The organism is Actinoplanes sp. NPDC051494 (genome assembly GCF_044454705.1).
In the GTDB taxonomy this organism is placed as follows: Bacteria; Actinomycetota; Actinomycetes; order Mycobacteriales; family Micromonosporaceae; genus Actinoplanes.
On the sequence record NZ_JBITDZ010000007.1, the window covers coordinates 180,837 to 206,332 of the forward strand.

21 protein-coding genes are annotated in these 25,496 nt (G+C 73.5%); 10 read left to right on the plus strand and 11 right to left on the minus strand.

What is annotated here, in order from left to right:
- Positions 1 to 68 precede the first annotated feature (68 nt).
- Complete coding sequence (locus tag ACIA6A_RS24330) at positions 69 to 755, minus strand: CAP domain-containing protein (protein WP_396100132.1); 687 nt, start codon at positions 753 to 755, stop codon at positions 69 to 71.
- Positions 756 to 1,045: 290 nt separating this feature from the next.
- On the opposite strand from ACIA6A_RS24330, the gene ACIA6A_RS24335 reads away from it, so the two are divergent.
- From ACIA6A_RS24335 to ACIA6A_RS24370, 8 genes are all read left to right on the plus strand, one after another.
- Complete coding sequence (locus ACIA6A_RS24335; RefSeq protein WP_396100133.1) at positions 1,046 to 2,290, plus strand: acyltransferase; 1,245 nt, start codon at positions 1,046 to 1,048, stop codon at positions 2,288 to 2,290.
- Positions 2,291 to 2,386: 96 nt separating this feature from the next.
- Positions 2,387 to 2,860: a chemotaxis protein CheW gene (locus tag ACIA6A_RS24340; RefSeq protein WP_396100134.1), complete on the plus strand. Its 474-nt coding sequence runs from the start codon at positions 2,387 to 2,389 to the stop codon at positions 2,858 to 2,860.
- Positions 2,857 to 4,269, plus strand: a complete 1,413-nt coding sequence (locus ACIA6A_RS24345; RefSeq protein WP_396100135.1) for a CheR family methyltransferase — start codon at positions 2,857 to 2,859, stop codon at positions 4,267 to 4,269. The genes ACIA6A_RS24340 and ACIA6A_RS24345 overlap by 4 nt, the downstream gene beginning before the upstream one ends.
- Complete coding sequence (locus ACIA6A_RS24350; protein ID WP_396100136.1) at positions 4,266 to 4,805, plus strand: chemotaxis protein CheW; 540 nt, start codon at positions 4,266 to 4,268, stop codon at positions 4,803 to 4,805. The genes ACIA6A_RS24345 and ACIA6A_RS24350 overlap by 4 nt, the downstream gene beginning before the upstream one ends.
- Complete coding sequence (locus ACIA6A_RS24355) at positions 4,805 to 6,271, plus strand: methyl-accepting chemotaxis protein (RefSeq protein WP_396100137.1); 1,467 nt, start codon at positions 4,805 to 4,807, stop codon at positions 6,269 to 6,271. The genes ACIA6A_RS24350 and ACIA6A_RS24355 overlap by 1 nt, the downstream gene beginning before the upstream one ends.
- On the plus strand, positions 6,268 to 8,370 hold the full coding sequence (locus tag ACIA6A_RS24360) for a response regulator (protein ID WP_396100138.1): 2,103 nt from the start codon (positions 6,268 to 6,270) through the stop codon (positions 8,368 to 8,370). Before ACIA6A_RS24355 ends, ACIA6A_RS24360 begins: the two co-directional genes overlap by 4 nt.
- Entirely contained in the window at positions 8,367 to 9,467 is a 1,101-nt protein-coding gene (gene cheB, locus ACIA6A_RS24365) for a chemotaxis-specific protein-glutamate methyltransferase CheB (protein WP_396100139.1), read from the plus strand. Before ACIA6A_RS24360 ends, cheB begins: the two co-directional genes overlap by 4 nt.
- The gene (locus ACIA6A_RS24370) at positions 9,464 to 11,455 is read left to right on the plus strand and encodes a response regulator (protein ID WP_396100140.1); all 1,992 of its coding nucleotides are present in this window, start codon (positions 9,464 to 9,466) and stop codon (positions 11,453 to 11,455) included. The genes cheB and ACIA6A_RS24370 overlap by 4 nt, the downstream gene beginning before the upstream one ends.
- Positions 11,456 to 11,461: 6 nt before the next feature.
- Here the strand turns inward: ACIA6A_RS24370 and ACIA6A_RS24375 are convergent, their stop codons facing one another.
- From ACIA6A_RS24375 to ACIA6A_RS24385, 3 genes are all read right to left on the minus strand, one after another.
- Complete coding sequence (locus ACIA6A_RS24375; RefSeq protein WP_396100141.1) at positions 11,462 to 13,765, minus strand: N-acetylmuramoyl-L-alanine amidase; 2,304 nt, start codon at positions 13,763 to 13,765, stop codon at positions 11,462 to 11,464.
- A 145-nt stretch (positions 13,766 to 13,910) separates the two neighbouring features.
- Complete coding sequence (locus tag ACIA6A_RS24380; RefSeq protein WP_396100142.1) at positions 13,911 to 16,481, minus strand: FtsX-like permease family protein; 2,571 nt, start codon at positions 16,479 to 16,481, stop codon at positions 13,911 to 13,913.
- Positions 16,478 to 17,260, minus strand: coding sequence for an ABC transporter ATP-binding protein (locus tag ACIA6A_RS24385; RefSeq protein ID WP_396100143.1), 783 nt, complete (start codon positions 17,258 to 17,260; stop codon positions 16,478 to 16,480). The genes ACIA6A_RS24380 and ACIA6A_RS24385 overlap by 4 nt, the downstream gene beginning before the upstream one ends.
- Before the next feature lie 159 nt (positions 17,261 to 17,419).
- Here ACIA6A_RS24385 and ACIA6A_RS24390 point away from each other — a divergent pair, with 159 nt between their 5' ends.
- Complete coding sequence (locus ACIA6A_RS24390) at positions 17,420 to 18,592, plus strand: sensor histidine kinase (RefSeq protein ID WP_396100144.1); 1,173 nt, start codon at positions 17,420 to 17,422, stop codon at positions 18,590 to 18,592.
- A 10-nt stretch (positions 18,593 to 18,602) separates the two neighbouring features.
- Entirely contained in the window at positions 18,603 to 19,241 is a 639-nt protein-coding gene (locus tag ACIA6A_RS24395; RefSeq protein ID WP_396100145.1) for a response regulator, read from the plus strand.
- On the opposite strand, the gene ACIA6A_RS24400 is transcribed toward ACIA6A_RS24395, so the two are convergent.
- The 7 genes from ACIA6A_RS24400 to ACIA6A_RS24430 form a co-directional block, all read right to left on the minus strand.
- Positions 19,234 to 19,767, minus strand: coding sequence for a GNAT family N-acetyltransferase (locus ACIA6A_RS24400; RefSeq protein WP_396100146.1), 534 nt, complete (start codon positions 19,765 to 19,767; stop codon positions 19,234 to 19,236). The genes ACIA6A_RS24395 and ACIA6A_RS24400 overlap by 8 nt on opposite strands.
- Positions 19,760 to 20,281 (minus strand): MarR family winged helix-turn-helix transcriptional regulator, encoded by a 522-nt coding sequence (locus ACIA6A_RS24405; protein WP_396100147.1) that lies wholly within the window; start codon positions 20,279 to 20,281, stop codon positions 19,760 to 19,762. The genes ACIA6A_RS24400 and ACIA6A_RS24405 overlap by 8 nt, the downstream gene beginning before the upstream one ends.
- A complete protein-coding gene (locus tag ACIA6A_RS24410; protein WP_396100148.1) occupies positions 20,278 to 20,736 on the minus strand; it encodes a DUF305 domain-containing protein in 459 nt (152 codons plus the stop codon). The genes ACIA6A_RS24405 and ACIA6A_RS24410 overlap by 4 nt, the downstream gene beginning before the upstream one ends.
- 134 nt (positions 20,737 to 20,870) lie before the next feature.
- Positions 20,871 to 21,614, minus strand: coding sequence for a lytic polysaccharide monooxygenase (locus ACIA6A_RS24415; protein WP_396100149.1), 744 nt, complete (start codon positions 21,612 to 21,614; stop codon positions 20,871 to 20,873).
- Positions 21,615 to 22,745: 1,131 nt separating this feature from the next.
- Positions 22,746 to 23,348 (minus strand): hypothetical protein, encoded by a 603-nt coding sequence (locus ACIA6A_RS24420; RefSeq protein WP_396100150.1) that lies wholly within the window; start codon positions 23,346 to 23,348, stop codon positions 22,746 to 22,748.
- Positions 23,345 to 24,658, minus strand: a complete 1,314-nt coding sequence (locus ACIA6A_RS24425; RefSeq protein ID WP_396100151.1) for a hypothetical protein — start codon at positions 24,656 to 24,658, stop codon at positions 23,345 to 23,347. Before ACIA6A_RS24425 ends, ACIA6A_RS24420 begins: the two co-directional genes overlap by 4 nt.
- Complete coding sequence (locus tag ACIA6A_RS24430; protein WP_396100152.1) at positions 24,655 to 25,458, minus strand: ATP-binding cassette domain-containing protein; 804 nt, start codon at positions 25,456 to 25,458, stop codon at positions 24,655 to 24,657. Before ACIA6A_RS24430 ends, ACIA6A_RS24425 begins: the two co-directional genes overlap by 4 nt.
- Positions 25,459 to 25,496 lie beyond the last annotated feature (38 nt).

Consider the following 25,496-nt stretch of genomic DNA (forward strand, 5'->3'; position numbering starts at 1 on the left):
TGACCATGGCACGATCCAGGGAGTTGGAGGATCGGCGGGCACCCGGCCGACTTGAGCGAAATATGTGGCTATAGCGGGGTGGCGAAGTCCTGGACCCAGTAGGGCGTCCGGGTGCCGGAGAACGCCAGCCCGTGGCCCACCTCACGCAGCCGGCAGTCCATGATGTTCGCCCGGTGCTCCGGGCTGCGCATCCAGCCGTCGACCACCTCGGTGACATCGTCCTGACCACGGGCGATGTTCTCGCCGTAGCGCGACCACGCGTACCCCGCGTCCCCGACCCGCTCCCCCGCCCGCTCGCCGCCACGGCTCTCGTGCGCGAAGTAACCGTGCGCCGCCATGTCGGCCGCGTGCCTCCCGGCCGCGACGACCAGGCGGCGGTCCACCGTCAGCGGGTCGCAACCACCGCGTCGGCGGTGCTCGTTGACGAGGTCCAGGGCCCGCCGCTGGAAGCCATCGGACGCGGTCACCCTGTGCCGCGGCTGGGCGGCGGTCGTCACCACCGGCGACGGCGAGGCGGAGACGGTGCGTGACGCGGGAACCGTGGGTGACGCGGGAACGGTGGGCGACGGCGGGGCGGTGGGCGGGCTGGAGACCGCCGGGTCCTTCACCCCGGTGGGTACGCGGTCAGGTGCGGCCGCCACCGGCGGCGCCGACGCGCCGGGGGTGGTCTCCGCGCCGGCCGTGGTCGCCACCATGATGCCGCCGGTCACGATCGCCGACACCGCGACGGCCACGACGACGGGGGGCTTTCGCATGCCGTGGTTCCCTTCGTGTTCCGCGACGGGTGCCGGTCGCACACCGCCTCGCCGGGTACCAACGGCTTGCCCCGCGTGGCGGTGACTGTGCGGGCGGCCCGGCGCGCTCGGGTTCCCGTACCGTGAAGGCGAGGTTGACCTGGTCTTTCGTCCTTGACCGGGGAGCCTGGACGTCGCACAGTCGCACCGGCGAATCGGACACTTCACCCGTCCGGGGTCGGCCGGCGGGGTGTACTTGGCGACCGGCCGGACGGTCCCCCGCGACCTACCGGCCTAGCTACCGTTTCGCGGTGCGCAACCGCTACCTGGACCTTCTCCGGGCCGCCGCCATCCTGCGGGTCGTGGTCTACCACCTCTTCGGCTGGCCATGGCTGTCGATCCTGCTGCCCGCCATGGGCATCATGTTCGCGCTGGCCGGCTCGCTGACCGCCGCCTCCCTCGACAAGCGCACGGCCGGGCAGGTCGTGACCTCCCGGCTACGCCGGCTCCTGCCACCGCTGTGGCTCCTAGGACTGATCGCCGTCCCGGCCATGCTCTACGGGGGCTGGGCCGAGCAGGAGGGCGGCGATCACCCCTGGAGCTGGAAACTCGCCCTCTGGATCCTCCCGATCGGCGACCCGCCCGGCAGTTCGGCGGGCATCGACGCGTGGGAGCCGCTCTGGTACATCCGGGCGTACCTGTGGTTCGTCCTGCTGTCCCCGCTGCTCTATCTCGCCTACAAGAAGGTGGGCTGGGTCCTGATCGCCGGCCCGCTGGCACTGCTGGCCGTGCTCGACAAGACCGGCTACAGCATGCCGTTCGGCCGGGCGGACGGGGCACTCTGGGACTTCGTCACGTACGGCGCGTGCTGGATCGCCGGGTTCGCCCACCACGACGGCCGGTTGCACCGCCTGAAGGCCGGGGTCGCCTACCCGGTGGCGGTCCTGATGGGCCTGGTCGCGTTCTACTGGCTGCGCGGGCACCCCGGCGAGGACGGTTACGACCTCAACGAGGTGCCGGAGGCGCAGGCGCTCTGGTCGCTGGCGTTCGTGATCCTCGCCCTGCGCTGGCAGCCGGACATGACCTGGCTGTCCTACGCGCGGCCGCTGGACCGGGCCGTCACGCTGCTGAACAACCGGGCGGTGACGGTGTACCTCTGGCACAACATCGCGATCTGGGCGATCTGGCCGGTTCTCACGTTCCTGGCGCTGGACGACGTCTCGAGCATGGAGGGGCCGATCGAGCTGGCGATGACGTTGCTGCTGACCGCGGTGGCGGTGGTGGCGTTCGGGTGGGCCGAGGACCTGGCCGCCCGCCGCCGGCCGCATCTGTGGCCGGCCCACGCCACCGGTCGCCCGCCGGTCCCGCCGGGGCCGTACGTCCCGCCCGGCTCGCACATTCCCGCTCAGGCCGGCGGCGGGACACCCCATGCGGAGGCCGCCCACCGGTCCACCTCGCCCGACATCCCGGAGACGTCAGGTGGGGAGACGCCGACACAGCGGGATTCCCCGGAGCAGCCGGTGGTCACCTGGCTCGGACCGCCCGAGCAGCGCTGATACCGCCTGACCCGCGGTCAGCGGGTGAAATGAACCATTTTCACCGATAGGGCCCGACCGCTCGATAGCCTGAGCGATATGGGGCAGCCTGGACAAATGACGCCACCGGCGGATACGTCCGCCGGTGTGCCGTCGCTGGTGTTCCGGGCCGGGTCGCTGCTCTGCGCGCTGCGGCTGGACGAGATCATCGAGACGATGCGGCCGCTGACCACGCATCCGCTGGCCGGCACCCCCGCGTACGTCAGTGGGATCTGCATCATGCGGGGTGTGCCCACGCTCGTGGTGGACGTGGCCCGGCTGCTCGGCGGCGGGCACGCCGAGGTGGTCCGGTTCGTGGCCGTGCGGTCCGAGCGGGGTCCGGTGGCGTTCGCGACCGGGGCGATCTCCGGGGTCCGGGCGGTCGCCGGGGACGCCGCGGCCGCGCACGAGGCGCTGCTGGGTGACGCCCCGGCCCGGCTGGTCGCCGCGGTGGGGACGATCGACGCCGAGCCGGTGCTGCTGCTGCGCAGCCTGCGGCTGGTGCCCGACGAGGTGTGGGCCGCCGCCGCGGCCATGGCGGGGTCAGCGTGACCGGGGGCGCCGACGTGGCGCGTTTCCGGTCGGTGCTGTCGGCCCGGCTCGGCTGGGTGTTCGACGACAACGACAGCCCACAGCTCGCCCAGGTGCTGGGCCGGCGGGCGGACGCGGCGAAGCTGGACCGGACGGCGTACCTGTCCCGGCTCGGGGCCGGGGACTGGCCGGCCGAGCTGAGCGCGCTGGCCGAGGAACTCACCATCAACGAGACCTACTTCTTCCGGCACGGTGAGCAGTTCCGGGCGCTGGCCGAGGTCGCGCTGCCGGAGCGGATCACCGCCCGCGCCACCCAGCGGGTGCTACGGATGCTGTCGGTCGGCTGTTCGTCGGGCGACGAGGCGTACACGCTGGCGATCGTGGCCCGGGAGACGCTGAAGAACCCGGACTGGATCGTGTCGGTGCTGGGCCTGGACGCGAGCCCGGCGGTGCTCAAGCGGGCCGCGGTGGCCCGGTACTCGGCGTGGTCGCTGCGGGAGACCCCGGACGCGATCCGGCAGCGGTGGTTCCATCCCCGCGACGGGTTGTACGAGCTGGACGCGGAGATCCGCTCGGCGGTGCAGTTCCGGCAGCACAACGTGGCCTCGGAGGACGCCGGCCTGTGGCGCCCCGAGCAGTACGACGTGGTGTTCTGCCGGAACCTGCTGATGTACCTGACCCCCGACGTGCAGGCCGCGCTGGTCCGGAAGATGACCCGGGTGCTGGCCCCGGGTGGCTACCTGTTCCTGGGGCACACCGATTCGCTGGGCAGCCGGCCGGACGGACTCGAGCCGATCCACTCGCACCGGACGTTCTTCTACCGGCGCGGCACGGCGGCGGTGACGCCGGCACCGGCACCGGGGGCGGCACCGGCACCGCCCATGGCATCGGCCGCGGCGCGCGAGCCCCGGCCCGCTCCCCCGGTCGTCGACGGAAGCTACGACCGGGCGCTGGGCCTGTTGCGCGACGAACGGTTCGCGGAGGCCCTCACGGTCGTCGAGGGCGCACCGGGCGGGCGGCCCGAGCCACGGGCAGACCTGTTGCACGCGGTGCTGCTGGCGCACACCGGACGGCTCACCGAGGCCGTGACGACCTGCCGGCGGCTGCTCGACGCCAACGGGTTGTACGCCGACGCGCACCAGCAGCTCGCGGTCTGCCTGGAGGGCGGCAACGACCTGACCGGCGCGCTCGAGCACTACCGGCTGGGGGCGTACGTGGACCCGGAGTTCGCCATGCCCCGGCTGCGGCTCGGCCTGCTGGCCCGGCGCCGGGGCGAGACCCGGGCCGCCGGGCCGGAGCTGGAGCGGGCGCTGGACCTGCTGCGCCAGGAACGCGACGACCGCATCGTGCTGTTCGGCGGCGGGTTCGGCCGGATCGCCCTGACCGCGCTGTGCCGGGCCGAGCTCGAGGCCTGCGGGGTGCGCCGGTGAGCGCGCCCGAGGTCACCGACCGGCTGGCCGACCTGCGTGCCGACTTCGACCGCTCGTTCGCCGAACCCGCCCGCAGCCACGACGCCGAGTACGCGGAGCTGCTCGCCGTGCACGCCGGTGGGCGCCCGTACGCGCTGCGGCTGTCCCAGGCGTCCGGGGTGCACTCGGACCGGCCGGTGACGCCGTTGCCCGGCCCGCAGCCCGCCCTGCTCGGGGTGGCCGGCTTCAGCGGCGCGATCGTGCCCGTCTACGACCTGGCGGCGCTGCTCGGGCATCCGTCGCCGGAACGGCCGCGCTGGCTGGTGCTGGCGGCCGGACAGCCCCCGCTCGCGCTCGCGTTCCACCAGCTCGACGGCCATGTCCGGGTCGACTCGACGGTGATCGTCGGCGAGCCGGACGGCCATGACGGCCGCGACATGCTGCGCGGCATGGTGCCGCTCACCGGCGGCACCCGCCCGATCGTCGATCTGCCGGCCGCCCGTGCCGTCGTGCACCAGCTGACCGGTCACCAACCGCACGTCCTCCAGGAGCGATGATGGCGAAACGCACCTTCGGCAACAAGCTCGGCCTCGGCTTCGGCGTCACCGTCGCGCTGACCCTGATCATGGGGGCGGCCTCGGTCGTCGCCCTGACCGTCGTGGTGCAGGCCAAGGACGACGCGATCAACCTGGCCGTCAACGACCTGGTCGCCTCGGAGCACCTCACCACCAAGGCGGAGAGCCGGATCAGCGACTACCGCGGCTACATCCTCTACGGGCTGCCGGCGTACTTCGAGGCCGCCAAGAAGGACCGGGAGGAGTTCCTGGCCCTGGTGAGCAAGCTGCGGACCAACCTCACCGATGCGACCGCCCGGAACCTCCTGGACGCGGTGTCGACCGCGGAGGCCGCGCACGCGGCGGTGCTGGAACCGATCATGGCGAAGCGGGCCGGCATCACGGACCTGAACAAGCTCAAGGACCTGAACCTCGACACGGTGACCCCGGTACGCGAAAAACTGCAGCAGACCATCACCGCACTGACCGCACGGGTACGGACCGATGTCGACGTCGCACGGACCTCGGCCACCGCGCGGGCCAAACAGGCGATCTGGCTGATCATCGTGCTGGCGCTGCTGGCCACCGCGTTCGCGGCGGCGGTCGCGTGGAAGCTGAGCCGGGACCTGCGGCGCGAGGTCGGCGCCGCGGTCGGGCACATCCAGAGCTCGTCGGCAGAGCTGGAGGCGGCCGCGGCGCAGCAGGCCGGTGGTGGGCGGGACCAGGCCAGCGCGATGAACGAGATCACCACGACGATCAGCGAGCTGCTGATCACCTCGCGCCAGATCTCGGACAGCGCCCAGCGGGTGTCCAAGATCGCCGAGGACACCTCGGAGGCCGCGCTGAGCGGTGACGCCACCATCGAGCAGACCCGCGCCTCGATCTCGGCGATCCGCTCGCAGGTGGACCAGATCGTGCAGCACATGCTGGCCCTGGGCGAGAAGTCGCAACAGATCGGCGGCGTCGTCGACCTGGTCTCCGAGCTGGCCGAGCAGACCAACATCCTGGCCATCAACGCGACGATCGAGGCCAGCGGCGCCGGCGAGTGGGGCCGCCGGTTCGCGGTGGTCGCCGAGGAGATCCGCAAGCTGGCCGACCGGACCGCCGGGTCGGCCAAGGAGATCCGGGCGCTGATCGACGACGTACGCGGCGCCGTGAACACCACCGTGATGGCCACCGAGATCGGGGCCAAGTCGGTCGACGCGGGGGCCCGGCAGTTCGACGACGCGACCAACTCGTTCCGGCGCATCGCGCACCTGGTGGCCACCACCAACGACGCGACCCGGGAGATCGAGCTCTCCACCGCGCAGCAGACCACCGCCGTCGAGCAGGTCAACGTCGCGGCCTCGGACACCGCACGGGTCACCCGGGAGACCGAGGCCAGCGCCGTGCAGACCAAGCAGACCGCCGCGCACCTGTCCAGCCTCTCCGGCGACCTGCTCGAACTGGTGGGCACCGGCCGGCGATGACCCAGGATCCACTGCGGTACTTCCGCATCGAGGCGCGCGAGCTGGTCGACCAGATCAGCGCGGGTGTGCTCGACCTCGATCAGCAACCGGGCACCGAACTGGTCGCCCGGCTGCTGCGTTTCGCGCACACCCTCAAGGGCGCCGCCCGGGTGGTGCGCCAGGTCGACATCGCCGACCGGGCCCACGCGTTCGAGGAGGTCCTGGTCCCGCACCGGGGGCAGGACAACCCGCTGCCGGGCGACGAGATGCGGGAACTGCTGCGCCTCAACGACGAGATCGAACGGTACGTGGCGGCGCTGGAACCGTCCGCGTCCCCGGAGCAGTCCGCGCCCCCGGAGAAGGAGGCACCGCCGCCCGCGCCGACGGTGGAGAAGCCGGCCGAGAATCCGGTGGAGAAGGCGGTGGAGAAGAAGCCCGAACCGCCGGCCCGCGCGACGACGACCTCCGACGTGGACGACCTGCTGGACGCCGTCGGCGAGACGCACGCCCGGTTCGCCCCGTTGCGCGCCGGCACCGGTTCGCTGGACCGGCTGCACCGCACCGCGGAGTCGCTCGCCTACCAGCTGCGCGTCGGGCGCACCCCCGGGCAGGCCGAGGCGGCCCGCAGCGCCGCCGTGCGCCTGGCCACCGAGCTGGGGCTGCTCGGCCGCCGGCTCACCGACACCGTCGAGCAGGTCGAACGGGAACTCGACGAGGTGCGGGGCCGCGCCGAGCGGCTGCGGCTGGTCGCCGCGTCCAGCATCTTCACCGCCCTGCACCGGGCCGTGCGCGACGCCGCCGACGCGGAGGGCAAACGGATCCGGTTCGAGGGGCGCGGCGGCGAGCTGCGGATGGACCCGCAGGTGCTCGCGCTGGCCAACGGCGCGCTGCTGCACGTCGTCCGCAACGCGGTGGTGCACGGCATCGAGAACGACGACGGCCGCGCCGCCGCCGGCAAGCCCGCCGAGGGCCATGTGGTGGTGGAGATCCAGCGCCGCGGACGGTACGCCGCGTTCCTGTGCACCGACGACGGCCGCGGTTTCGACCTCGGGGCGGTCCGGCGCACCGCCGAGTCGCGCGGGCTGCTGGCGCCCGGCGGCTCCGAACCGGACGAGCAGACCCTGGTGGACCTCGTGCTGCGCGGCGGGATCAGCACCTCCCCGACGGTCACCGAGGTGGCCGGGCGCGGCATCGGGCTCGACGTGGCCCGCGACGTCGCCGACCAGCTCGGCGGCGAGGTGGGCGTGCGCACGGACGCCGGCCGGGGCACCACCATCGAGCTGGTGCTGCCGCTGGCCCTGCTGTCGCTGCACGGGCTGGTCGTCGAGGCGGCCGGCACGGTGGCGACGGTGCCGCTGGACGCGGTGCGGACCTGCGTACGGCTGCTGCCCGACCAGGCCGCGGCCGCGGCCGTCACCGGCAAGATGGCCCACGACGGCGCCGCGGTGCCGTTCCTGCCGCTGGCCCGGGCGTTGTACGCGCGCACCGCCGTCCCCGAGGGCGGCAGCCCCGGCGTCGCGGTGATCGTCGAGGCGGACGGCGAGTCGGTGGCCGTCGGCGTGGACCGGCTGGCCGGCACGTCCACCCTGGTCGTCCGGCCGCTGCCCGAGCTGGCCCCGGCGGCCGCGGTGATCGGCGGGGTGTCGATGGACCTCGACGGCAACCCGCGGCTGGTGCTCGACGCGCAGGGGCTGATCGCCGAGACGGCCCGGCACGGCGCGGGCGGGGCCGCCCCGGCGGAACCGGCCCGGCGGCTGCCGATCCTGGTCGTCGACGACTCGCTGACCACCCGGATGCTGGAGCGCAGCATCCTGGAGTCGGCCGGCTACGAGGTGGATCTGGCCGCGTCCGGCGAGGAGGGGCTCGAACGGGCCCGTGCCCGCGAGTACGGGTTGTACCTGACCGACATCGACATGCCGGGGATCGACGGGTTCACCTTCGTCGCCGAGACCCGCGCCGACCCCGACCTGGCCATGGTGCCGGCGATCCTGGTCAGCTCCCGGGCCAGCGCCGAGGACCGGGCCCGGGGTGCGGCGGCCGGGGCCAGCGCGTACGTCGTCAAGGGCGAGTTCAATCAGGAGGAACTGCTCGGTCACATCCGCCGGCTGGTGCGCTCATGATCCGGGTGCTGGTGGTCGAGGACTCCGCGACCATGCGCCACCACCTGCGCGAGTCGCTGGCGACCGACCCGGACCTGCAGGTGGTCGGCGAGGCCATGGACGGCGGGCAGGCCGTCGAGATGGTCGGCCGGCTGCGCCCGGACGTGGTGACCATGGACATGATGCTGCCGACGATGAGCGGCCTGGCCGCGACCGAGCACATCATGGCGGAGTTCCCCACCCCGATCCTGGTCGTGTCGTCGGCCGACCGGCAGGAGCTGTTCAGCACCTACAACGCGCTCGCCGCGGGCGCGGTGGACGTGCTGGAGAAGCCGCGCGGCGACGACTCCGACGCCGGGTGGGCCCGCCGGCTCTGCGCCTGCGTCCGCATGGTGTCCCGGATCCGCGTCATCACCCATCCCCGCGCGCGCCTGGAGGGCCGCAGCCGCGGCGAGGCCGCCCCGCCGCCGGTGAAAGCACCCCCGCCGGCCCTGTCGCCCCCGCCGGCCCCGGTGTCCACCGTGGATCCCGCGCTGCGCCTCGTCGCGGTCGGTGCCTCGACCGGTGGCCCCGGCGCCCTGACCGACCTGCTGCGGGCGTTGCCGGCCGGCTTCCGCACCCCGGTGCTCTGCGTGCAGCACATCGCCGCGAGCGAACCGTTCGCGGTGGCGTTCTCCGACTGGCTCGCCGGGCAGAGCGGCCGGGCGGTCAGCTACGCCGTCGACGGGACCCCGCTGCGGTCGGTGGCCGGGCAGGTCCTGCTCGCCCCGCCGGACCGGCACCTGCTGGTGCGCGACGGGATCCTGCGGCTCAGCGACGCCGCCGCGCGGCACTCCTGCCGGCCGTCGGTGGACGTGCTGTTCGAGTCGGTGGCGACCGAGTTCGGCGCGGCGGCCGCCGGGTGCCTGCTCACCGGCATGGGACGCGACGGCGCCGAGGGGCTGCTGCGGATGCGCGGGCGCGGTGCCGTCACGTTCGCGCAGGACGAGGCGAGCTGCGTCGTGTACGGCATGCCCCGGGAGGCGGCGCTGCTCGGCGCGGCCGCGTACGTCATGCCCCCGGCCCGGATCGCCGCGCGGGTCGCCGAGCTCGTCACCGCCCCGGGAGGACGGCGATGAGCGGGCCGGTCGTGCTGATCGTCGACGACAGCCTGACCGTACGGATGGACCTGCACGAGGCGTTCGAGGCCGACGGCTTCGCCACCCGGCTGTGCTCGACCGGCACCGAGGCCCGGGCCGCGTTCGCCGCCGGCGGCTTCGACGTGGCGGTGCTGGACGTGCTGCTGCCCGACGCGGACGGCGTGGAACTGCTGCGCGAGCTGCGCGCCCGGCCGGGCGGCGACAAGACGGTCACGGTGCTGCTCTCCAGCGAGGCCGAGATCGCGGACCGGCTGTACGGGCTGCGCACCGGCGCCGACGAGTACGTGGGCAAGCCCTACGACGCCGGGTACGTGGTGGGCCGCTGCCGGCAGCTGCTCGGCGAGGACGGTCCGCAGCAACCGGCCGCCACCACGATCCTGGTCATCGACGACAGCATCACGTTCCGCGAGCAGCTGCGGGAACTGCTCGAACCCGAGGGGTACGCGGTCATCACCGCCGCCTCGGGCGAGGAGGGCCTGCGGGCCGCGGCGGACCGGCGTCCCCAGGCGGTCATCGTGGACGGCGTGATGCCCGGTATCGACGGCGCGACGGTGATCCGGCGGATCCGCCTCGACCCCGGTCTGCGCGACACCCCGTGCCTGCTGATGACCGCGGCCGACGACTACGCGACCGAGGTGCAGATGCTGGAGGCGGGCGCCGACGCGTTCGTCCGCAAGCAGCAGAACCTCGCGGTCGTGCTGGCCAAGCTGGCCGCGGTGCTGCGGACCAGCGCCGAGAAGCTGCCCATCGAGGTGATCGGCAGCCTGCACGGGCCGGGCAAGGTGCTGACCGTGACCCGCGAACGGGATCGGCTGGCCGAGCTCGGCGACGCGCTGCGCGCCGACGGGTACGACGTGGTGGCCGCCGACAACGGCAAGGACGCGCTGGACCTGCTCGCCGCCCAGCCGGTCGACTGCATCGTGATCGGGCTGGAACCCGGTTCCGACGGGGACGAACCCGGTCACGCCGACGGCGGCGCCCGCGAGACGTGCCGCCGGATCAAGGAGGTCCCGCAGATCGGCGACACCCCGCTGGTGATGACCGGCGACCGGGACGACGCGCTGCTGGACTCACTGGCCGCCGGCGCCGACGACTACGTGCGCTGGCAGGAGGGCGCGGAGACGCTGCGGGCCCACGTCCGGGCACAGATCCGCCGCAAGCAGTCGCTCGACGAGAGCCGGCGCATCCGCGAGGAGCTGATGCGCCGCGAGCTCGACGCGGCGGGCGAGCGGGCGGCCCGGCAGCTGGCCGAGACCCGGGCGGCGCTGGTCGAGGAGCTGGAGTGGCGCAACCGGGAGCTGGAGGCGTTCAGCGGGTCGGTCTCGCACGACCTGCGCGGCCCGCTGCAGATCATCAGCAGCTTCGCCGAGACCATCCTGGACGAGGACGACGAGCCGCTCGGCGCCCAGGCCAAGCACCGGGTGCAGCGCATCCACGCGGCCGCGATGCGGATGGCGGACCTGGTGGAGTCACTGCTCATCCTGGCCCGGGCCAGCCGGGGCGACCTGCGCCGCGCGCAGTTCGACCTGACCATGACGACGTGGCAGGTCATCGGCGAGGTCCAGGCCCGCGATCCGGCCCGCGAGGTGGACTTCGTGGTGGCCGGGGACATGACCGCCGACGCCGACGAGGGCCTGGTCCGGGTGATCCTGGAGAACCTGATCAACAACGCGTTCAAGTTCACCCGCAAGGTCGCGCACCCGGTGATCGAGGTCGGCTGGAACGGCCCCGGCGACAACCCGCGGTTCCACATCCGCGACAACGGGGCCGGGTTCCCGGCGGGCAAGGCGATCGAGCTGTTCCGCCCGTTCGCGCGGCTGCACAGCGCCGAGGAGTTCCCGGGCACCGGGATCGGGCTGACCACCGTGCACCGGGCGGTCGAGCGCCACGGCGGCGAGATCCACGCCGAGGGCGAGGACGGCCGGGGGGCGACGTTCTGGTTCACGCTCCCCCCGGCCAGACCCTGACCCCGGCTACTTGACGTACGCGAGCCCGTCGACGGTCACGGCCGGGCGGCCGCTCGTGCCCAGCACGACGAGCTGGATCGTGTGCTTGCCGGAGGCGAGGTTGCGGGTCCAGACCACCTGGCGGTACCCGTTCTTGCTCGCCTTCGTGTCGACCGTCGAGACCTTCTTGCCGTCGACCAGGACGTCGAACTTGCCGGCCTTCTTGCCGGTCATCGCGACGATCCCGAACGAGCGGCCGGTGTAGGTCCACCGCAGCTTGGCGTTCTTCTTCGAGCTGGTGAGGGCCTTGCCGTCGAGGTTGCCGTTGGCGACCTTCGTGGTCCAGGTGCCGTTGCGCTTGGCCTTGGTCTCCGGGATCAGCACCGCGGTACGGACGACCGACGCGCTGCGGTTGTTGCCGACCAGGTCCCGGGCCCCGACGGTGAACGTCTGCTTGCCCGGCTTGACCGTGGTGCTCCAGGTCTTCGCCGACGTGGACAGGTTCGCCTTGGCCGGGGACGTCGCGCCGACCCAGAACAGCTTGACGTTGTCCTTGGCCGTGAAGTTCACCGAGACCGGGACCTTCGAGGTGGTCGCCGTGCCCTTGCGCAGCAGCACCGACGGCGTGGACACCGACGGCTTGGTGGTGTCGGTGTACACGGTGGCCGCCGCCGAGGTCGTGGTCCGGCCGCTGCGGTGCGTCGCCCGTACCGCGACCTTGTGGGTGCCGGCCGGGATGTTGACCTTGGCGGAGCGGACCGTGGCACCGGTCGTGCCGCGGGACACGCCGTCCACCAGCACCTCGAACTTGGTGATCTGGGCGGACGGGGTGGCGGTGGACCAGTAGGCGGTCGCGCTGCTCTTCACGTACAGCTTGGTGCCGTTCCAGGTGCCGCCGCCGGCGGTCACCTTCAGCGCGAGCACCGACATGGACGCCTCGTTGCGGATCGTGCCGAGCTGGGCGTACAGCGCGTTGCCCGGGCACGCGGTGTTGACCGCGTCGCGGTGACCGGAGACCCGCTGGAACGTCACGACGGTGCCCTTGGGGAACTTGCCGTCGGAGACGCCCTCGGTGAGCTTCGCGGTGCTCGCCGGGTCGAAGCCGTACTGGGTGAGCCGTGCGGCGGCGACCTGCGAGACGACCTTGCGCGCGGCCTCGGACACCTGGCTGCTGGTGTACGTGCCCATGACCGCGATCGCGGCCGTGCCGGTGTTGAAGCCGTAGGTGTGCGCCCCGATGACGGCCTTGTCGACGCCGCCCTTACGGCCCTCGAACAGCTTGCCGCAGCGGTCGACGAGGAAGTTGTAGCCGATGTCGCTCCAGCCGTTGCTCTTCACGTGGTACGTGAGGATCGCGCGGACCCGGGCCGCGGAGTCGGCGCAGCTGTAGGTGTTGCCACCGTCGGCGGTGTGGTGCACGAAGAACACGTTGACCGCGCTCGCGTACGACGGGGTGCCCTTGACGATCGTCTCGTCGGCGCCCCACCCGGCCCGGCTGGTGTAGTTGGGCAGCGAGACGCGCCCGGACGGCGGGATCACCACGGGCGGCGCGCTGGTGGTGGGCTTGGTCGTCGCGGGAGCCGTGGTGGTGGGCTTCGTCGTCGCCGGGGTCGTGGTGGGCGCGGTGGTGGCGGCCGGCGGCGTCGTGGTGGGGGCCGTGGTCGGCGGGGTCGTGACCGGCTCCGTGGTCGGCGGGGTCGCGGACGGCTCCTCCGTGACGGGCGCCGAGGGCTCCTCACTCGGCTCCATCAGCAGACCGCCGCCCTGGCCCCCACTCGCACCCTTCGGCTTGCCCGGGTCGATCAGGTCGACGCGCAGGCCGGCCGGGAGCGGCTTCGAGCCCTTGCCGGCGGTGATCCGGGCGGCGACCCCGTCGGACGGGCCCACCCACAGCGGCTCGGTCGCGCCGCGCAGCCCACCGGACGCCTCGGCGCCGGAGTCCGGGCCGTCCTCGCCGGCCCCGAGCGCCTGCCAGCCGGACCACGCGCCGGTCTGCACCGACCGGGTGCGGACCTCGATGTCACCCGACACCTTGACACTGTGGTCGGTCCACGTCACGCCGACCATGCTGAACGACGGGGTCTCACGCTTCGGCACCTCGGCCGCGCCGGTCGACGCGCCCTTCCCGACGGCCACCGTGTGCAGCTCACCGGGGACCGGGGTGCCGTCACCGTCGTCGACGACGGGGGCGACCGGCGTGTCCTCGGGCGGACTCGCCGCCGAGACGGCCGCCACCGGCTCGCCCGACGGCCATTTGGCCACCGCTACCGCCGTTCCGGTGACCACCAGGGCCACCCCCGCGACGATCCCGACAACACGGTGCTGCTTCACCCGTACCCCCGTCTGGTCCGGCCACTGACGACGGCCGATCGGCCGTGAGGGTAGCGGGAGATCGACCTGGGCCGTGACCCTCGTCCATGCGACGAAGGCCACGACCTGGGCCTGTTCCCCCGAAAGGGTGGTGAATTCGAACCTTTCAGTCGGTGGCCAGCGCGGCCACCGGGCTGACCTTGGCCGCCTTGCGGGCCGGGAGCACCCCGGCCAGCGCGGTGAGCACCACCAGCGCGACGAAGACCGCGATCAGCTGCAGGACCGGCAGGCTCAGCGGGGCGGTGTAGTCGTAGGCCCGGATCGCCAGCCACGCGTACGGGACCCCGAGCAGCAACCCCAGCGCCGCACCCAGCACGCCGTACAGCGCGGATTCCGCGGTCAGCATCGTGCGCAGCCCCGTCCGGGACAGCCCGACCGCGCGCAGCAGACCGGCCTCGCGGTGCCGCTCGACGACCGACAGCGCCGTCGTGGTGCCCACCCCGACGACCGCGATGAGCACGGTCAGCCCGATCAGGCCGATCGCGATCGCCAGCACCGCGCCGATCACGTCGTCGAACTCGTCGCGCTGGTCCGCCAGGACCTCCGTGCCGAGCCCGGTGTTGCCCTGGGCGAGCTGGAGCATCGCCTTCTGCCCGGCGTTGCGGCCGTCCTCCCCGGCGACCGCCGCGTCGGCGAGCAGCCCGTCCAGCGTGGCCGGGGCACCGAGCGCGGTCAGGTCGGCCGGGTCGAGCATGAAGAACGACTGCAGCGGCCCGTTGTCACCCAGCACCGCGGCGACCTCGACCGTGACCTGCTTGCCCTTCGTGGTCAGCGTGGTCCGGTCCCCCGCCTTCAGGCCGAGCTCCCCGGCGGCGAACCCGGCCAGTACCACCTTGCCCGGTCCGGCCGCGGCCAGCGAGCCGTCGCGGACGTCCAGGTTCTTCAGCGCGGGCAGCGCGGTCAGGTTCAGGTCGGTGGCCGGCAACCGCATGTCGCTGCCGGCGGCGGCGACCTCCGGGAGCTTGCGGTAGCCGCTGACGTGGGCCAGATCGGGGCTGGCCTGGGCCCGGGTGACCACGTCGGCCGGGACCGCGTCGCCGCCCTGGGCGGTCAGCTCGAAGTCGGCCGGGGACGACGTGGCCAGTTCACGTTCGGCGATGGTGCGCACCGACGCCCCGGTCACCACGACACCGGCGATCAGCGTGACGCCGAGTGCCACCACCACCGAGACCGCGGCGGCCCGGCGGGGGGCTCCCCCGACGCCACCCACCGCGAGCCGCCCGACCGGGCCGAACCGGCCGAGGACCAGCCCGGCGCCGGCGAGCAGCGGGCCGACCAGCAGCGGGCCGAGGATGATCAGCGCGACGAACGCCAGCGCCCCGGAGCCGACCACGGACAGCAGCATCTGTTCCGCCGGGTAGTCCTTCGTGTCCGGGCCGGGCAGGTTGGCCAGCACGTACCCGGCCGGGGCGATCGCCGCCAGCAGGACAAGGACGCCGGCCACGCCGCGCAGCACGCCGACGCCCCGCTTGCCCGGGGCCGCACCGGCCTGCCGCAACGCCTCCAGGGGCGCGACCCGGGCCGCGGTGAACGCCGGGGCGAGCACGGCCACCACGGTCAGGACCACGGCCAGCAGCAGCACGCCGAGCGCCGCGACCACGGGCAGGTCCGGGGACGCGACGTTCGTGCCGGACGCCCGCAGCAACGGCGGCACCCCGAAACCGACGGCGGTCGCGGCGAGCACACCCACGACGCCGGCCGCGAGCCCGGTCAGCGCCCCCTCGGTGGCCAGCGCCCGCCAGAGCGCGCCCCGGCCCGCGCCGATGGCCCGCAGCAGGGCGAGCTGGCGCATCCGCTGGGCGAACACGATCCGGAACGTGGACGCGGCGACCAGGCCGGCGGCCATGACCGCGACGGCGACGAACAGGTCCACCGCGATGAACACGTCGTCCACGTCGCTCGCGGCGTCACGGGCCTCCGCGGCGCGCATCTCGGCACCGGTGAGCACCAGCGGACGCTTCAGCCCCTCCTCCGGAGCGGGAGCGGTGTCGAGGACCCGCTGCACCGCGGCGGTCACGTCGGCCGCGTCGATGGCGGGGTCGAGGCGCAGGTCGATCTGGTACAGGGTGTCGCCGCCGACGAGGTCGGTGACGGTGGACAGCGGCGCGTACCCGGTGAACCCGTAGTCGGCGCTCGCCTCCACCAGACCGGTGACCGTCAGCGTCCGGGGCTTCTCCGGCTTGCCGTCCTCGCTGAACCGGGTGGCGAGCGTGACGGTCGAACCGACCGGCAGGCCGAGCCGTTCCGCGGTGCGCGGGCTGACCGCGACCTGTCCCGGCTGCGACGGGTACGCCCCCTGGGTCACCCGGACCGTCGACAGCGGGCCGCTGCCCGGGTCGGCGACGACGTTCAGATACTGCCCGTCCACGCCGCCGCCGATCTGGCCACCGGCGTCGAACCGGCCGACCGCCTCGGTGACACCGGGCAGCGCCTTGATCGTCGCGAGCTCGCCGGTGTCCAGATCGACCGAGTCGAACGTGGCCGGGTCGTGGCCGACGACCAGGTCGACGGCGGCGGGGGTGCCGCTGAGCCCGTCGAGCACGGTCTTGCCGGCGATGTCCTGGGCGAGCACGGTGGAGTAGACGACGAACGACGCGACGAGCACGGCCAGCCCCGAGAGCAGCATCCGCGCGGGCCGGCGGGCCACCCCGGCCAGCTGGGTTCCGAGGACCTTCACCGGCGGGACCCCAGCTCCTGCAGCGCGGCGGCGATCGAGCCGTGGTCGGGGTTGTCGAGCGAGCCCGCGACCCGGCCGTCGGCGAGCAGCACGACCCGGTCCGCGTACGCGGCGGCGCCCGGATCGTGGGTGACCATGACCACCGTCTGGCCGAGCTCACGCACCGAGTTGCGCAGGAACGACAGCACCTCGGCACCGGAGCGGGAGTCCAGGTTGCCGGTCGGCTCGTCGGCGAAGACCACCTCGGGGCGCGAGATCAGTGCCCGGGCCACGGCGACCCGCTGCTGCTGGCCGCCGGAGAGCTCGCCGGGGCGGTGACCCAGCCGGCCGGTCAGTCCCAGCGACTCGGTCAGGTGGGCCAGCAGCCCCCGCTCGGGCCGCCGGCCGGCGAGCTCGAGGGGCAGCACGATGTTCTGCTCAGCGGTCAGCTGGGGCAGCAGGTTGAAGGACTGGAAGACGAAACCGATGCGCTCACGGCGTACCTTGGTCAGCACTTTGTCGCTCTGTGCCGTGAGGTCCGTGCCGCCGAGCAGGGCCCGCCCGGAGGTGGCCGTGTCCAGGCCGGCGAGGCAGTGCATCAAGGTGGACTTGCCGGAGCCGGACGGGCCCATGATCGCGGTGAAGTGGGCCCGGGCGAAGCCGACGGTCACGCCGTCGAGGGCACGGACGGCGGTGTCGCCGCTGCCGTACACCTTCACCAGGTCGACGGCGGCGACGGCGGTACGGCCGTCGTCCAGGCCACCGGGGGCGGTCGTCGCCGGTGCGGCGTGGGGGTGCATCGAGCCTCCAGGAGTTACGGATCGGTCGGGTGGTGCCGGCTCACAGCCTGGAGGAGGCCACCCGGCCGGCACATCGGACCGCAGCGGGGATCCCGGACCGGCCGGCATCTGACTTTCGGCCGATGGGAAGCCCATGACCTGCCACTACGCTGGGTCACGATGGTGACGCAACGGGATCTGCTCTTTCGCGCGGGACAGCTCGCCGCGCTGTTCGTGATGTTCTGCCTGGGCCTGGTCGACGTGGCCGGCGGCCTCACGAGCGACGGACGGGCGGTGGCGCTGCTGCGCGTGCTGGTGGCGGTCTCCACCGCCGCCGTGTGGCTGCCCCTGTACAAACAGGGCTCGCGCCGGCTGCCGCTCGCCGCGACCGTGGTGGCCGGCGGCTCGCTGCTGGTGACGGTCGCCGTCTGGGCGTCGGCGAGCGGCCTCGGCGGCTCCTACGGCTTCGCCGAGACCGCCGGCCTGCTCGGGGTGCTGTTCATGGTGGCCCGCCGCGGCCACCCGCGCTGGTCGATCATCGCGGTGCTGGCGCTCGGCCTGGCCATCGGGATCCTGCCGCTGCGGGCCGACGACAACTACTACATGGTCATCATCGGGCTCATCCAGGGGCTGGTCGCCACCGCGGTCATCGGCGCCGGGGTCTACCTGCGGACCGTCGAGGCCAACCGGCGCCGGGCCATGGACTCCGTACGCGCCGAGCAGCGCGCCGAGTTCGCCCGCGACCTGCACGACTTCATCGCCCACCACGTCACCGGCATCGTGGTGCAGGCCCAGGGCGCCCGCTACGTCGCCGAGCAGGACCCGAAACGGGCCGTCGAGGCCCTGGAACGCATCGAGGCCGCGGGCGCGGAGACGATGGCGTCGATGCGGCGGATGGTCGGTGTGCTGCGCGACCCCGACGCCAGGCCGGACGCCCCGCTGGCACCGCTGGCCGGGGTGGACGAGCTGACCCCGCTGCTGGAGCAGTTCACCGCGGCGGGCGGCCCGCTGGCCCGGCTGCACGTCGAGGGTGACACCGCCGGGATCCCGGTCGAGGTCTCCACGTCGGCGTACCGGGTCGTGATGGAGGCGCTGACCAACATCCGGCGCCACGCGCGCGGGGCCCGGGTCGCCGACGTGTGGGTCCGGCGGACCCCCGACTGGCTCCTGGTCCGGGTGGCCAACGACGGCCTGGAGGCTTCCGCGTCGCCGAAGGACGCCCCGGGGTACGGTCTGGTGGGCCTGCAGGAGCGGGTCCGCACGGTGGGCGGGCGTATCACCGCGGGGCCGGGCATCGACGGCGGCTGGGTGGTGGACGCGGCGCTCCCGCTGGACCGCGAGACAGCTTGGTGAGTGGGGTTCCGTGATTCGCGTCTTGATCGCCGACGACCAGGCGATGGTCCGCACCGGTTTCGGCATGATCATCGGGGCCCAGCCGGACATGGAGGTCGTCGGCGAGGCGGCCGACGGCGTCCAGGCCGTGGCGATGGCCCGCAACCTGCGCCCGGACGTGGCGCTGTTCGACATCCGGATGCCCCGCATGGACGGCCTCGAGGCGCTGCGGCTGCTGGCCGGCCCCGGCGTCGTGGACCCGGTCAAGGTCGTCGTGGTGACCACGTTCGACCTCGACGAGTACGTCCATCAGGCGCTGCGCAACGGTGCGGCCGGCTTCCTGCTCAAGGACTCCGGCCCGGCCCTGCTGGTGGAGGCCGTGCGCGCGGCGGTCTCCGGCGACGCGCTGATCAGCCCGTCGATCACCGTACGCCTGCTGGAGCACCTGTCCCCGCCGATGCCCGACGGCGACGACGGCGGCCTGTCCCCCCGCGAGATCGACGTGGTGAAGCTGGCCGCCCGGGGCCTGACCAACGCGGAGATCGCCCAGCAGCTGTTCATCTCGGTGGGCACGGTCAAGACCCACCTCGGCAGCGTCCAGACCAAACTCGGCGCCCGCAACCGCGTCGAGATCGCCGCCTGGGCCTGGGAACGCCGCCTGGTCAGCTGACCGGTGTGGTGATCCAGTACCGGCGGACCTTGCCGTGCCCGGAGTCGCGGATGTCCTCCAGCACCCCGCCGTTCTTCTCGATCGTGCGGCGCGACGCGTCGTTGTCCAGGTCGCAACTCACCAGGACACGATCGATGCCGAGCCGGCCCGCGTACGCGATGACCTGCGCGAGAGCGGCCCCGGCGAGCCCCTTCCCCCGGGCCGACGGGCGCACGCCGTAACCGATGTGCCCCCCGGCCTCGAGCAGCCAGTCGTTCAGCTCGTGCCGCAACGCGATCGACCCGAGCACCTCGTCCCCGTCGACCATCCACCAATAGGTGCAGTGCACCCAGCCCTCGGCGGGCGGGACCGACCGGTCGGACTCGCGCAGCAGCTTGCGCACGAACGCGGCGAAGCCGTCCACGGTGTCCACCTCGTCGGTGGGGCGCAGACCGGAACCGTCCTGATACACGCCGCGTCCCCAGTCGTCCCGGGCGGCGAGCCACTGCCGGTGCAGGCGGGAGGTGGGCGCGATCAGCTCAGGCATGGTTGCTCTTCTCCGGCGGGGCCTTGTCCGTGTTCTGCGGGCCGGTGCTGTCCAGGCGGGCGACGATGCGCCGGGCCATGTCACCGAGCTGGGCCAGCTCGTCCTCGGTGAGCACGTCGAGCACCAGCGACCGCACGATACCGACATGCCCGGGGGCGCTGTCCAGCACTTTCTCCCAGCCGGCCGGGGTCAGCACGGCATTGGTGTAACGGCCGTCGCTCGGGCAGGCCCGGCGCTCCACCCAGCCCCGGGCCTCGAGTCGCTTGACCACATGCGACAGCCGCGACAGCGACCCGTTGGCGAGCGCGGCGAGGGCACTCATCCGCCGGGTCCGGTCCGGCGCCTCCGACAGGTTCGCCAGCACCAGATACTCGAAGTGGCTCAGCCCGGAGTCACGCTGCATCTGCGCGTCCAGGGCCGCCGGCAGCCGCAGGAGCAGGCCACCGACCGGCAGCCAGGACCCGAGCTCACGCGGGTCCAGCCAGCGGGGCGGATCGACCGGTTCGACACTCACCTAACCATCGTAGTGCCCGTTTGAAGCTTCAACATCAACCGGATCTGCTCCTGCCGGGCCGCGACCACCCGCTCCGCGAACGCCGTCGCCGGCGGATAGCGCCCGCCGGCCACCTCCATCCGGGCCACCTCGACACAGTTGTGCAGGTGCCCCAGCAGCAGACTCACCGCCGTACGGTCGAAATCGGCCCCCTGCGCCGCGACAAGCTCGGCGATGTCCGCCGGGCGCAAGGAACGCAGATCGCCATGGCCGGCATGCGCACCGGCCGCCGGATCCGCCGTCACCGGCTGCTCCCAGCCGCTCAGCCACCGCCGCATGACCTCGGCCTCCGCCCGCCACCGGTCCCGCAGCCCGACGGCGAGCGCCCGGACCGCCTCGTCACCGGCACGCTCCGCGGCCGGCCCGGCGACCTGGTCACCCTGGCGCAGATACTCCAGGCTCATCTGCAGAAACATGACATCAACACTGTTGTACGGGTCCCCGGCCCCGTTCCCGCCCTTCTCTGAGGGCGAACCGCAACCGCCCACGACCATTGCCAGGAGCGCGAGGGCCGCGAGCCCACGACGGATGCCGTGGGCCCGCTCCCGCCTCAGATCCGTTCCCACAGCGCCGGGACGTTCGGCGGCTCCCACCCGGTCAGCGCCGTGTGCGGCTGCCGGCACCGGTACGACAGACCGCCGTACGTGACGACGTTGCCCACCACGTACGCCGTCCCGGCCTGCCACGTCCCACCGGTCGGCGGGGTCGTGGGCGGGGTGGCCGGCGGGGTCGTGGGAGGCGGGGTCGTGGGAGGCGGCGTGGTGGGCGGGGTCGTGGTGCCACCCCCGATGTTCAGGTCCACGCAGGCGTAGAACGCGTTCACCGTGTCGGCGATGTTCCACCGGGCCAGCACCGTCTGCCGACCGCTGAAACCGCCCATGCTGACCGTGTGCGACTTGGTGGCACCGGGCTGCGCCCCGCCGTCGTTGAACGACGCCAGCTGCGTGTTGCCGATGAAATACTCCCAGGTGCTGGTCGAGTGGCGGGCGGTCAGCACCCAGTTGAACGTGACGCTCTGCCCGACGCTCGCGGCCGGCCAGTTCCTGCTCGCGTCGTTCAGCACGGCGAACCTGCTGCCACCGCCGTTGCACTGCTTCGACCCCTTGGGAGCCTCGACGCTCTGCGGCTCGTAGACGATGTCGCCGCAGCCGGAGACGGCCCCGCTGGCACAGTTGGCCTGCCGGCTGGGCGGCGAGGAGATGTAGCCGTGCGCACTCGCGGGCGCCACGGCGACGATCAGGGAGGCGGCGATGGCGGCGGAACTGAGCAGGGGAAGGGTGATCCGGCGTCTCATGAAGGGCTCCTCTTCATGGGGGTGGCAGGCCGGGTTGGGGGTTCCCGGCCTGCCCGGGGATGAGCCGCCGGAGCCGAAGGGGGGATGCTCCGGACGACTTCCGTTCAACCTAAGGTAAAGCTTATTAACAGTAAAGACAGAAAATGAAGTTTTTCGATACAAGCAGGTAGATCCCGGGAACGATCTCCGGGCCGCCGCACCCGAACGCCGGCGCCGCCGGCGCCGTGGTCGCCCTGGCCATCGCCCGGCAGCAGCGGCATGGCCGCAGCCCGACCTCCACCACCCCTGCCCCGGGCCCGCTCGACCAGGGCTGCGCGCGTGTGCCCGCCCGACCAGGGCTGCGCGCGTGTCCACGGCACGCGCGTGTCCACGGCACGCGCGTGTCCCCGGCAGCAGCCGAGCCGGCGCGCGACTGAGCCGGCGTGCGACTGAGCCGGCGCGCAGGGCCGAGCCCGCAGAGCCGAGCCCGTGTGCAGAGCCGCGCCGGACCCCCTGCGCCGGTTGACGATGCCAACCTGCGGCCAAGGGCTCCGACGGCCGGCCTACGGCCCGGACGTTCACCCTCGATGCCGGGCTCGCCCTGGCGGCGCCGGGCGACATCATACTGAGCATCGGGCCGGCAAATCACCAGGAGCCGGCGACGGACCGGGCTGAGCCGGGTCGGGCCAAGCCAAACCGTGCCGGGCCGGGCGGAGCCAGGCCGGGGCGGCCGGGGCGGGCCGAGCCAGGCCAAACCGAGCCAGGCCAAACCGGGCCGGGCCGAGCCGAGCCGAGCCAGGCCGAGCCGAGCCAGGCCGAGCCGAGCCAGGCCGAGCCGAGCCGGGCCGAGCCGGGGCGGGCCGGGCCGGGCAGGGCGGGGCGGGGCGGGGCGGGGCTGTGGTCGGCGACGCGGGCGGGGCACGGCTGGTTGTTGTGGCGTCGGTGGGTGGCACTCACCGGTCCGTCCAGTTCGGAGGAGGTGGGCGCTTTCTGGTCCGCACGGCGGACGGCGAGGTGGAGGCGCGCCGGCCCACGCCGCCACCTGTCCTGGTCGTCGGCACCGCCACCGGCCGCCGACCCCGCGCTGGCCGCGGGGCGGGTCGGAACCCGGTCCCGGCGGCCGTCAGAGAGCGACCCGTCAGAGCGCGGCCGTCAGAGAGCCGCCTCGGCCGCCGCCGGGCGGGTGGGGCCGGTCAGGGCGTAGGCGAGCAGGCCGGCGACGGCGAATGCGGCTGCGGTCAATGCTGCCGGGACGTTGCCCGGGGCCTGGGACTGCCAGGTGAGGATCTGGCCGGCGGTCGTGTCCGGGTGGGTGAAGATCAGGGCGATCAGGGTCCAGCCCAGCGGCAGGAACCAGGAGCGGGCCACCCCGATCGTCACCGCGCCCAGGGCGGTCAGGCCGAACAGGCCGGCCGCGTCGCGCAACACCAGCCCGGCCGGGCCGAAGCGGGCGCCGGTCAGCAGCGTCGGCAGCAGCAGGGCCAGCACGAGGGCCACCGCCGCCAGCAGGTGGGCGGCCCGGCGGGGCTGCCAGGCCAGGGACGCCGTGCGGTCCAGTGCCTCGTCCGGGCCGGCGAGCGTGACGGTCACCGCCGCGACGATCAGCAGCACCGTCAGCACGACCAGGGCCGGGTCGGCGTCGCGGGACTCGGCGAACGCCATCGTCAGCGACCACATCAGCACGGCGGACCCGGCCGCCGACAGCAGTGCCGCCGGCACCCGTCGCGAGCGCAGGTAGAGCGTCAGCCCTCTCATCGGGCACCCCCGGCCGGCAGTTCGGCCAGCTCCTGGCAGGCCAGGGCGGCTTCGCGGACGGCCCCGGCGCGGGCCGCCGCCTCGGCCTCGGGCAGGGCGCTCAGTTCTTTCCACACCGCGCGGGCCTGGTCGATGGTCCCGGGTTCCGCCCATTGGTCCCCGGCCGGCTCGCGGCCCTGCAGCCAGGACCCGACCGCCAGGGCCAGGGCCGGGTTCGGCGCGTCGGGACAGTGCCGGCCGGCGCCGCCCGCGGACAGCATCGAGGTGAGGATGGCGTCCTGGTCCGTCAGGCCGTCGCCGACGACGACGAGCGCGAACAGGGCCGTTCCGGCCTGCTGCTGCCCGGTCTGCGGGTCGGCGAAGGTGGTGGTGTCCTCGACGGCCTCGCGGGGTGCGTCCGGGAGTTTCGCCAGCAGCGTGAGGCCCTGCCGGGCCACGGCGGCGGTCGCGGGCAGCAGCGCGGCGTGTACCCGGGCGACGCAGACGCGGGGGCCGTTCTCGTCGCAGACGAGTTCCCGGGCGACCGGGTCGATCGGCGTCCGCACCCAGTCGGCACCCCGCGGGACGACCAGGACCGCGGCGGTCGCACCGATCAGTACGGGCAGCAGGGCCGCCACCCGGGTGCGGCGGCTCCCCGCCGCGAGCAGCACCACGGCGGCCGTGGCGAGCGCGACCAGCCAGATGCCCTGGGCGGCGCTGATCCGGCCGGGCACGGTCGCGAAGTCGGTGTAGAGGCCGAGTCCCTGGTTCGGCCCGGCCAGCGCGGCCAGCCAGTCCCGGGGCCGGGTGGCCGCCGGCACCAGCAGCAGCACGCCGGTTCCCACCACCGCCAGGGCGGGCGCCGTCACCGCGGACGGCAGCAGGTGTCCGGCCGCGAGGCCGAGCCAGACCGCCGCGACCAGTGCCACGGCACCGACCCCGACGACGGCGAAGAACGTCGCGGGCAGGTAGGTGGCGCTGTCGGCGATCCACAGCATCGACGCCCCGGTGAGGGTCGCGTAGCCGCACACCGCGGCGATCGCCAGCGCGGCGAGCGTCGGCGTGAACCGTTGCAGGCGCGGCCGGGCCGTGGTGGCGAATAGCTCCGCCACGTTCGACCGCTGCTCGCGACGGGCCTGCCAGGCGCCCGCGGCCAGGGCCAGGGGGAACAGCAGGACCAGGAACTCGCGCAGGGACCGGGCCAGCGGCATCCAGCCGACCGCCCAGAACGACGCGTCCATGGCCAGCACGATCGCGCCAACCACCAGCAGGGTGAGCGCGGTGCCGGCGGCGGCGGAGCGGCGCAGTTCGATGCGCAGGATGCGGCTCATCGGGCCTCCTCCGCCCGGTGCCGGCGCAGCAGAGCCGAGTAGCCCCGCTCGGCCGGGCTGTCGCCGGCGTCGCCGGTCGCGCCCTGGGTGATCAGGTCGCCGGGGGTGCCCTGGTAGACCAGCCGCCCCTCGTTGATCATCACCACATCGGTGCAGGCGGCCACCACGTCCTCGACCAGGTGGGTCGAGACCAGCACGCAGCTGTCCGTGCCGATGTCACGCAGCAGCTCACGGAAGTCGAGACGCTGCTCCGGGTCGAGACCCACGGTCGGCTCGTCGAGCAGCAGCACCTCGGGGTCGTTCACGATGGCCTGGGCGATGCCGGCCCGGCGCAGCATGCCGCCGGACAGTGTCTTCATCCGGGCGCCGACCTTGGCGGACAGGCCCACCCGGTCGATGGCCCGTTGCGTGGCTCCGGGCACCGCCTCGCGCGGCATCTCCTTGAGCCAGGCCATGTACTCCACGAACTCGCGGACCGTGAACCTCGGGTAGAACCCGAACTGCTGGGGCAGGTAGCCCAGCCGCCGCCGGACCAGCCGCAGGTCGGCCGCGCCGCTCACCGTCTCGCCGACGAGGCTCAGCCGCCCGCCGTCCGGTTTCAGGACCGTCGCCAGGCAGCGCATCAGGGTGGTCTTGCCGGCCCCGTTCGGGCCCAGCAGGCCGTGCACCCCGGTGCCGAGGGTCAGATCGAGCCCGTCGACGGCCAGGTGCCGGCCGGCACGTACCCGCAGACCCTCGGCGTGCACGGTCCACGGATAGGTGGTGGGGGCCGTCTCGGCCGCGCTCACCGTACGCATCATCAAATCCTCCGGATAACTGGGCAGCACCGTACAGCGCC

Bases quoted from the DNA above. Each gene is read 5' to 3' on its own strand.
- ACIA6A_RS24420 (WP_396100150.1), bottom strand. From the start codon at position 23,348: ATGAGAGGGCTGACGCTCTACCTGCGCTCGCGACGGGTGCCGGCGGCA.
- ACIA6A_RS24400 (WP_396100146.1), bottom strand. From the start codon at position 19,767: ATGCCTGAGCTGATCGCGCCCACCTCCCGCCTGCACCGGCAGTGGCTC.
- ACIA6A_RS24415 (WP_396100149.1), bottom strand. From the start codon at position 21,614: ATGAGACGCCGGATCACCCTTCCCCTGCTCAGTTCCGCCGCCATCGCC.
- cheB (WP_396100139.1), top strand. From the start codon at position 8,367: ATGATCCGGGTGCTGGTGGTCGAGGACTCCGCGACCATGCGCCACCAC.
- ACIA6A_RS24340 (WP_396100134.1), top strand. From the start codon at position 2,387: ATGACGCCACCGGCGGATACGTCCGCCGGTGTGCCGTCGCTGGTGTTC.
- ACIA6A_RS24330 (WP_396100132.1), bottom strand. From the start codon at position 755: ATGCGAAAGCCCCCCGTCGTCGTGGCCGTCGCGGTGTCGGCGATCGTG.
- ACIA6A_RS24355 (WP_396100137.1), top strand. From the start codon at position 4,805: ATGGCGAAACGCACCTTCGGCAACAAGCTCGGCCTCGGCTTCGGCGTC.
- ACIA6A_RS24370 (WP_396100140.1), top strand. From the start codon at position 9,464: ATGAGCGGGCCGGTCGTGCTGATCGTCGACGACAGCCTGACCGTACGG.
- ACIA6A_RS24385 (WP_396100143.1), bottom strand. From the start codon at position 17,260: ATGCACCCCCACGCCGCACCGGCGACGACCGCCCCCGGTGGCCTGGAC.
- ACIA6A_RS24390 (WP_396100144.1), top strand. From the start codon at position 17,420: ATGGTGACGCAACGGGATCTGCTCTTTCGCGCGGGACAGCTCGCCGCG.
- ACIA6A_RS24360 (WP_396100138.1), top strand. From the start codon at position 6,268: ATGACCCAGGATCCACTGCGGTACTTCCGCATCGAGGCGCGCGAGCTG.
- ACIA6A_RS24425 (WP_396100151.1), bottom strand. From the start codon at position 24,658: ATGAGCCGCATCCTGCGCATCGAACTGCGCCGCTCCGCCGCCGCCGGC.
- ACIA6A_RS24430 (WP_396100152.1), bottom strand. From the start codon at position 25,458: ATGATGCGTACGGTGAGCGCGGCCGAGACGGCCCCCACCACCTATCCG.
- ACIA6A_RS24410 (WP_396100148.1), bottom strand. From the start codon at position 20,736: ATGTTTCTGCAGATGAGCCTGGAGTATCTGCGCCAGGGTGACCAGGTC.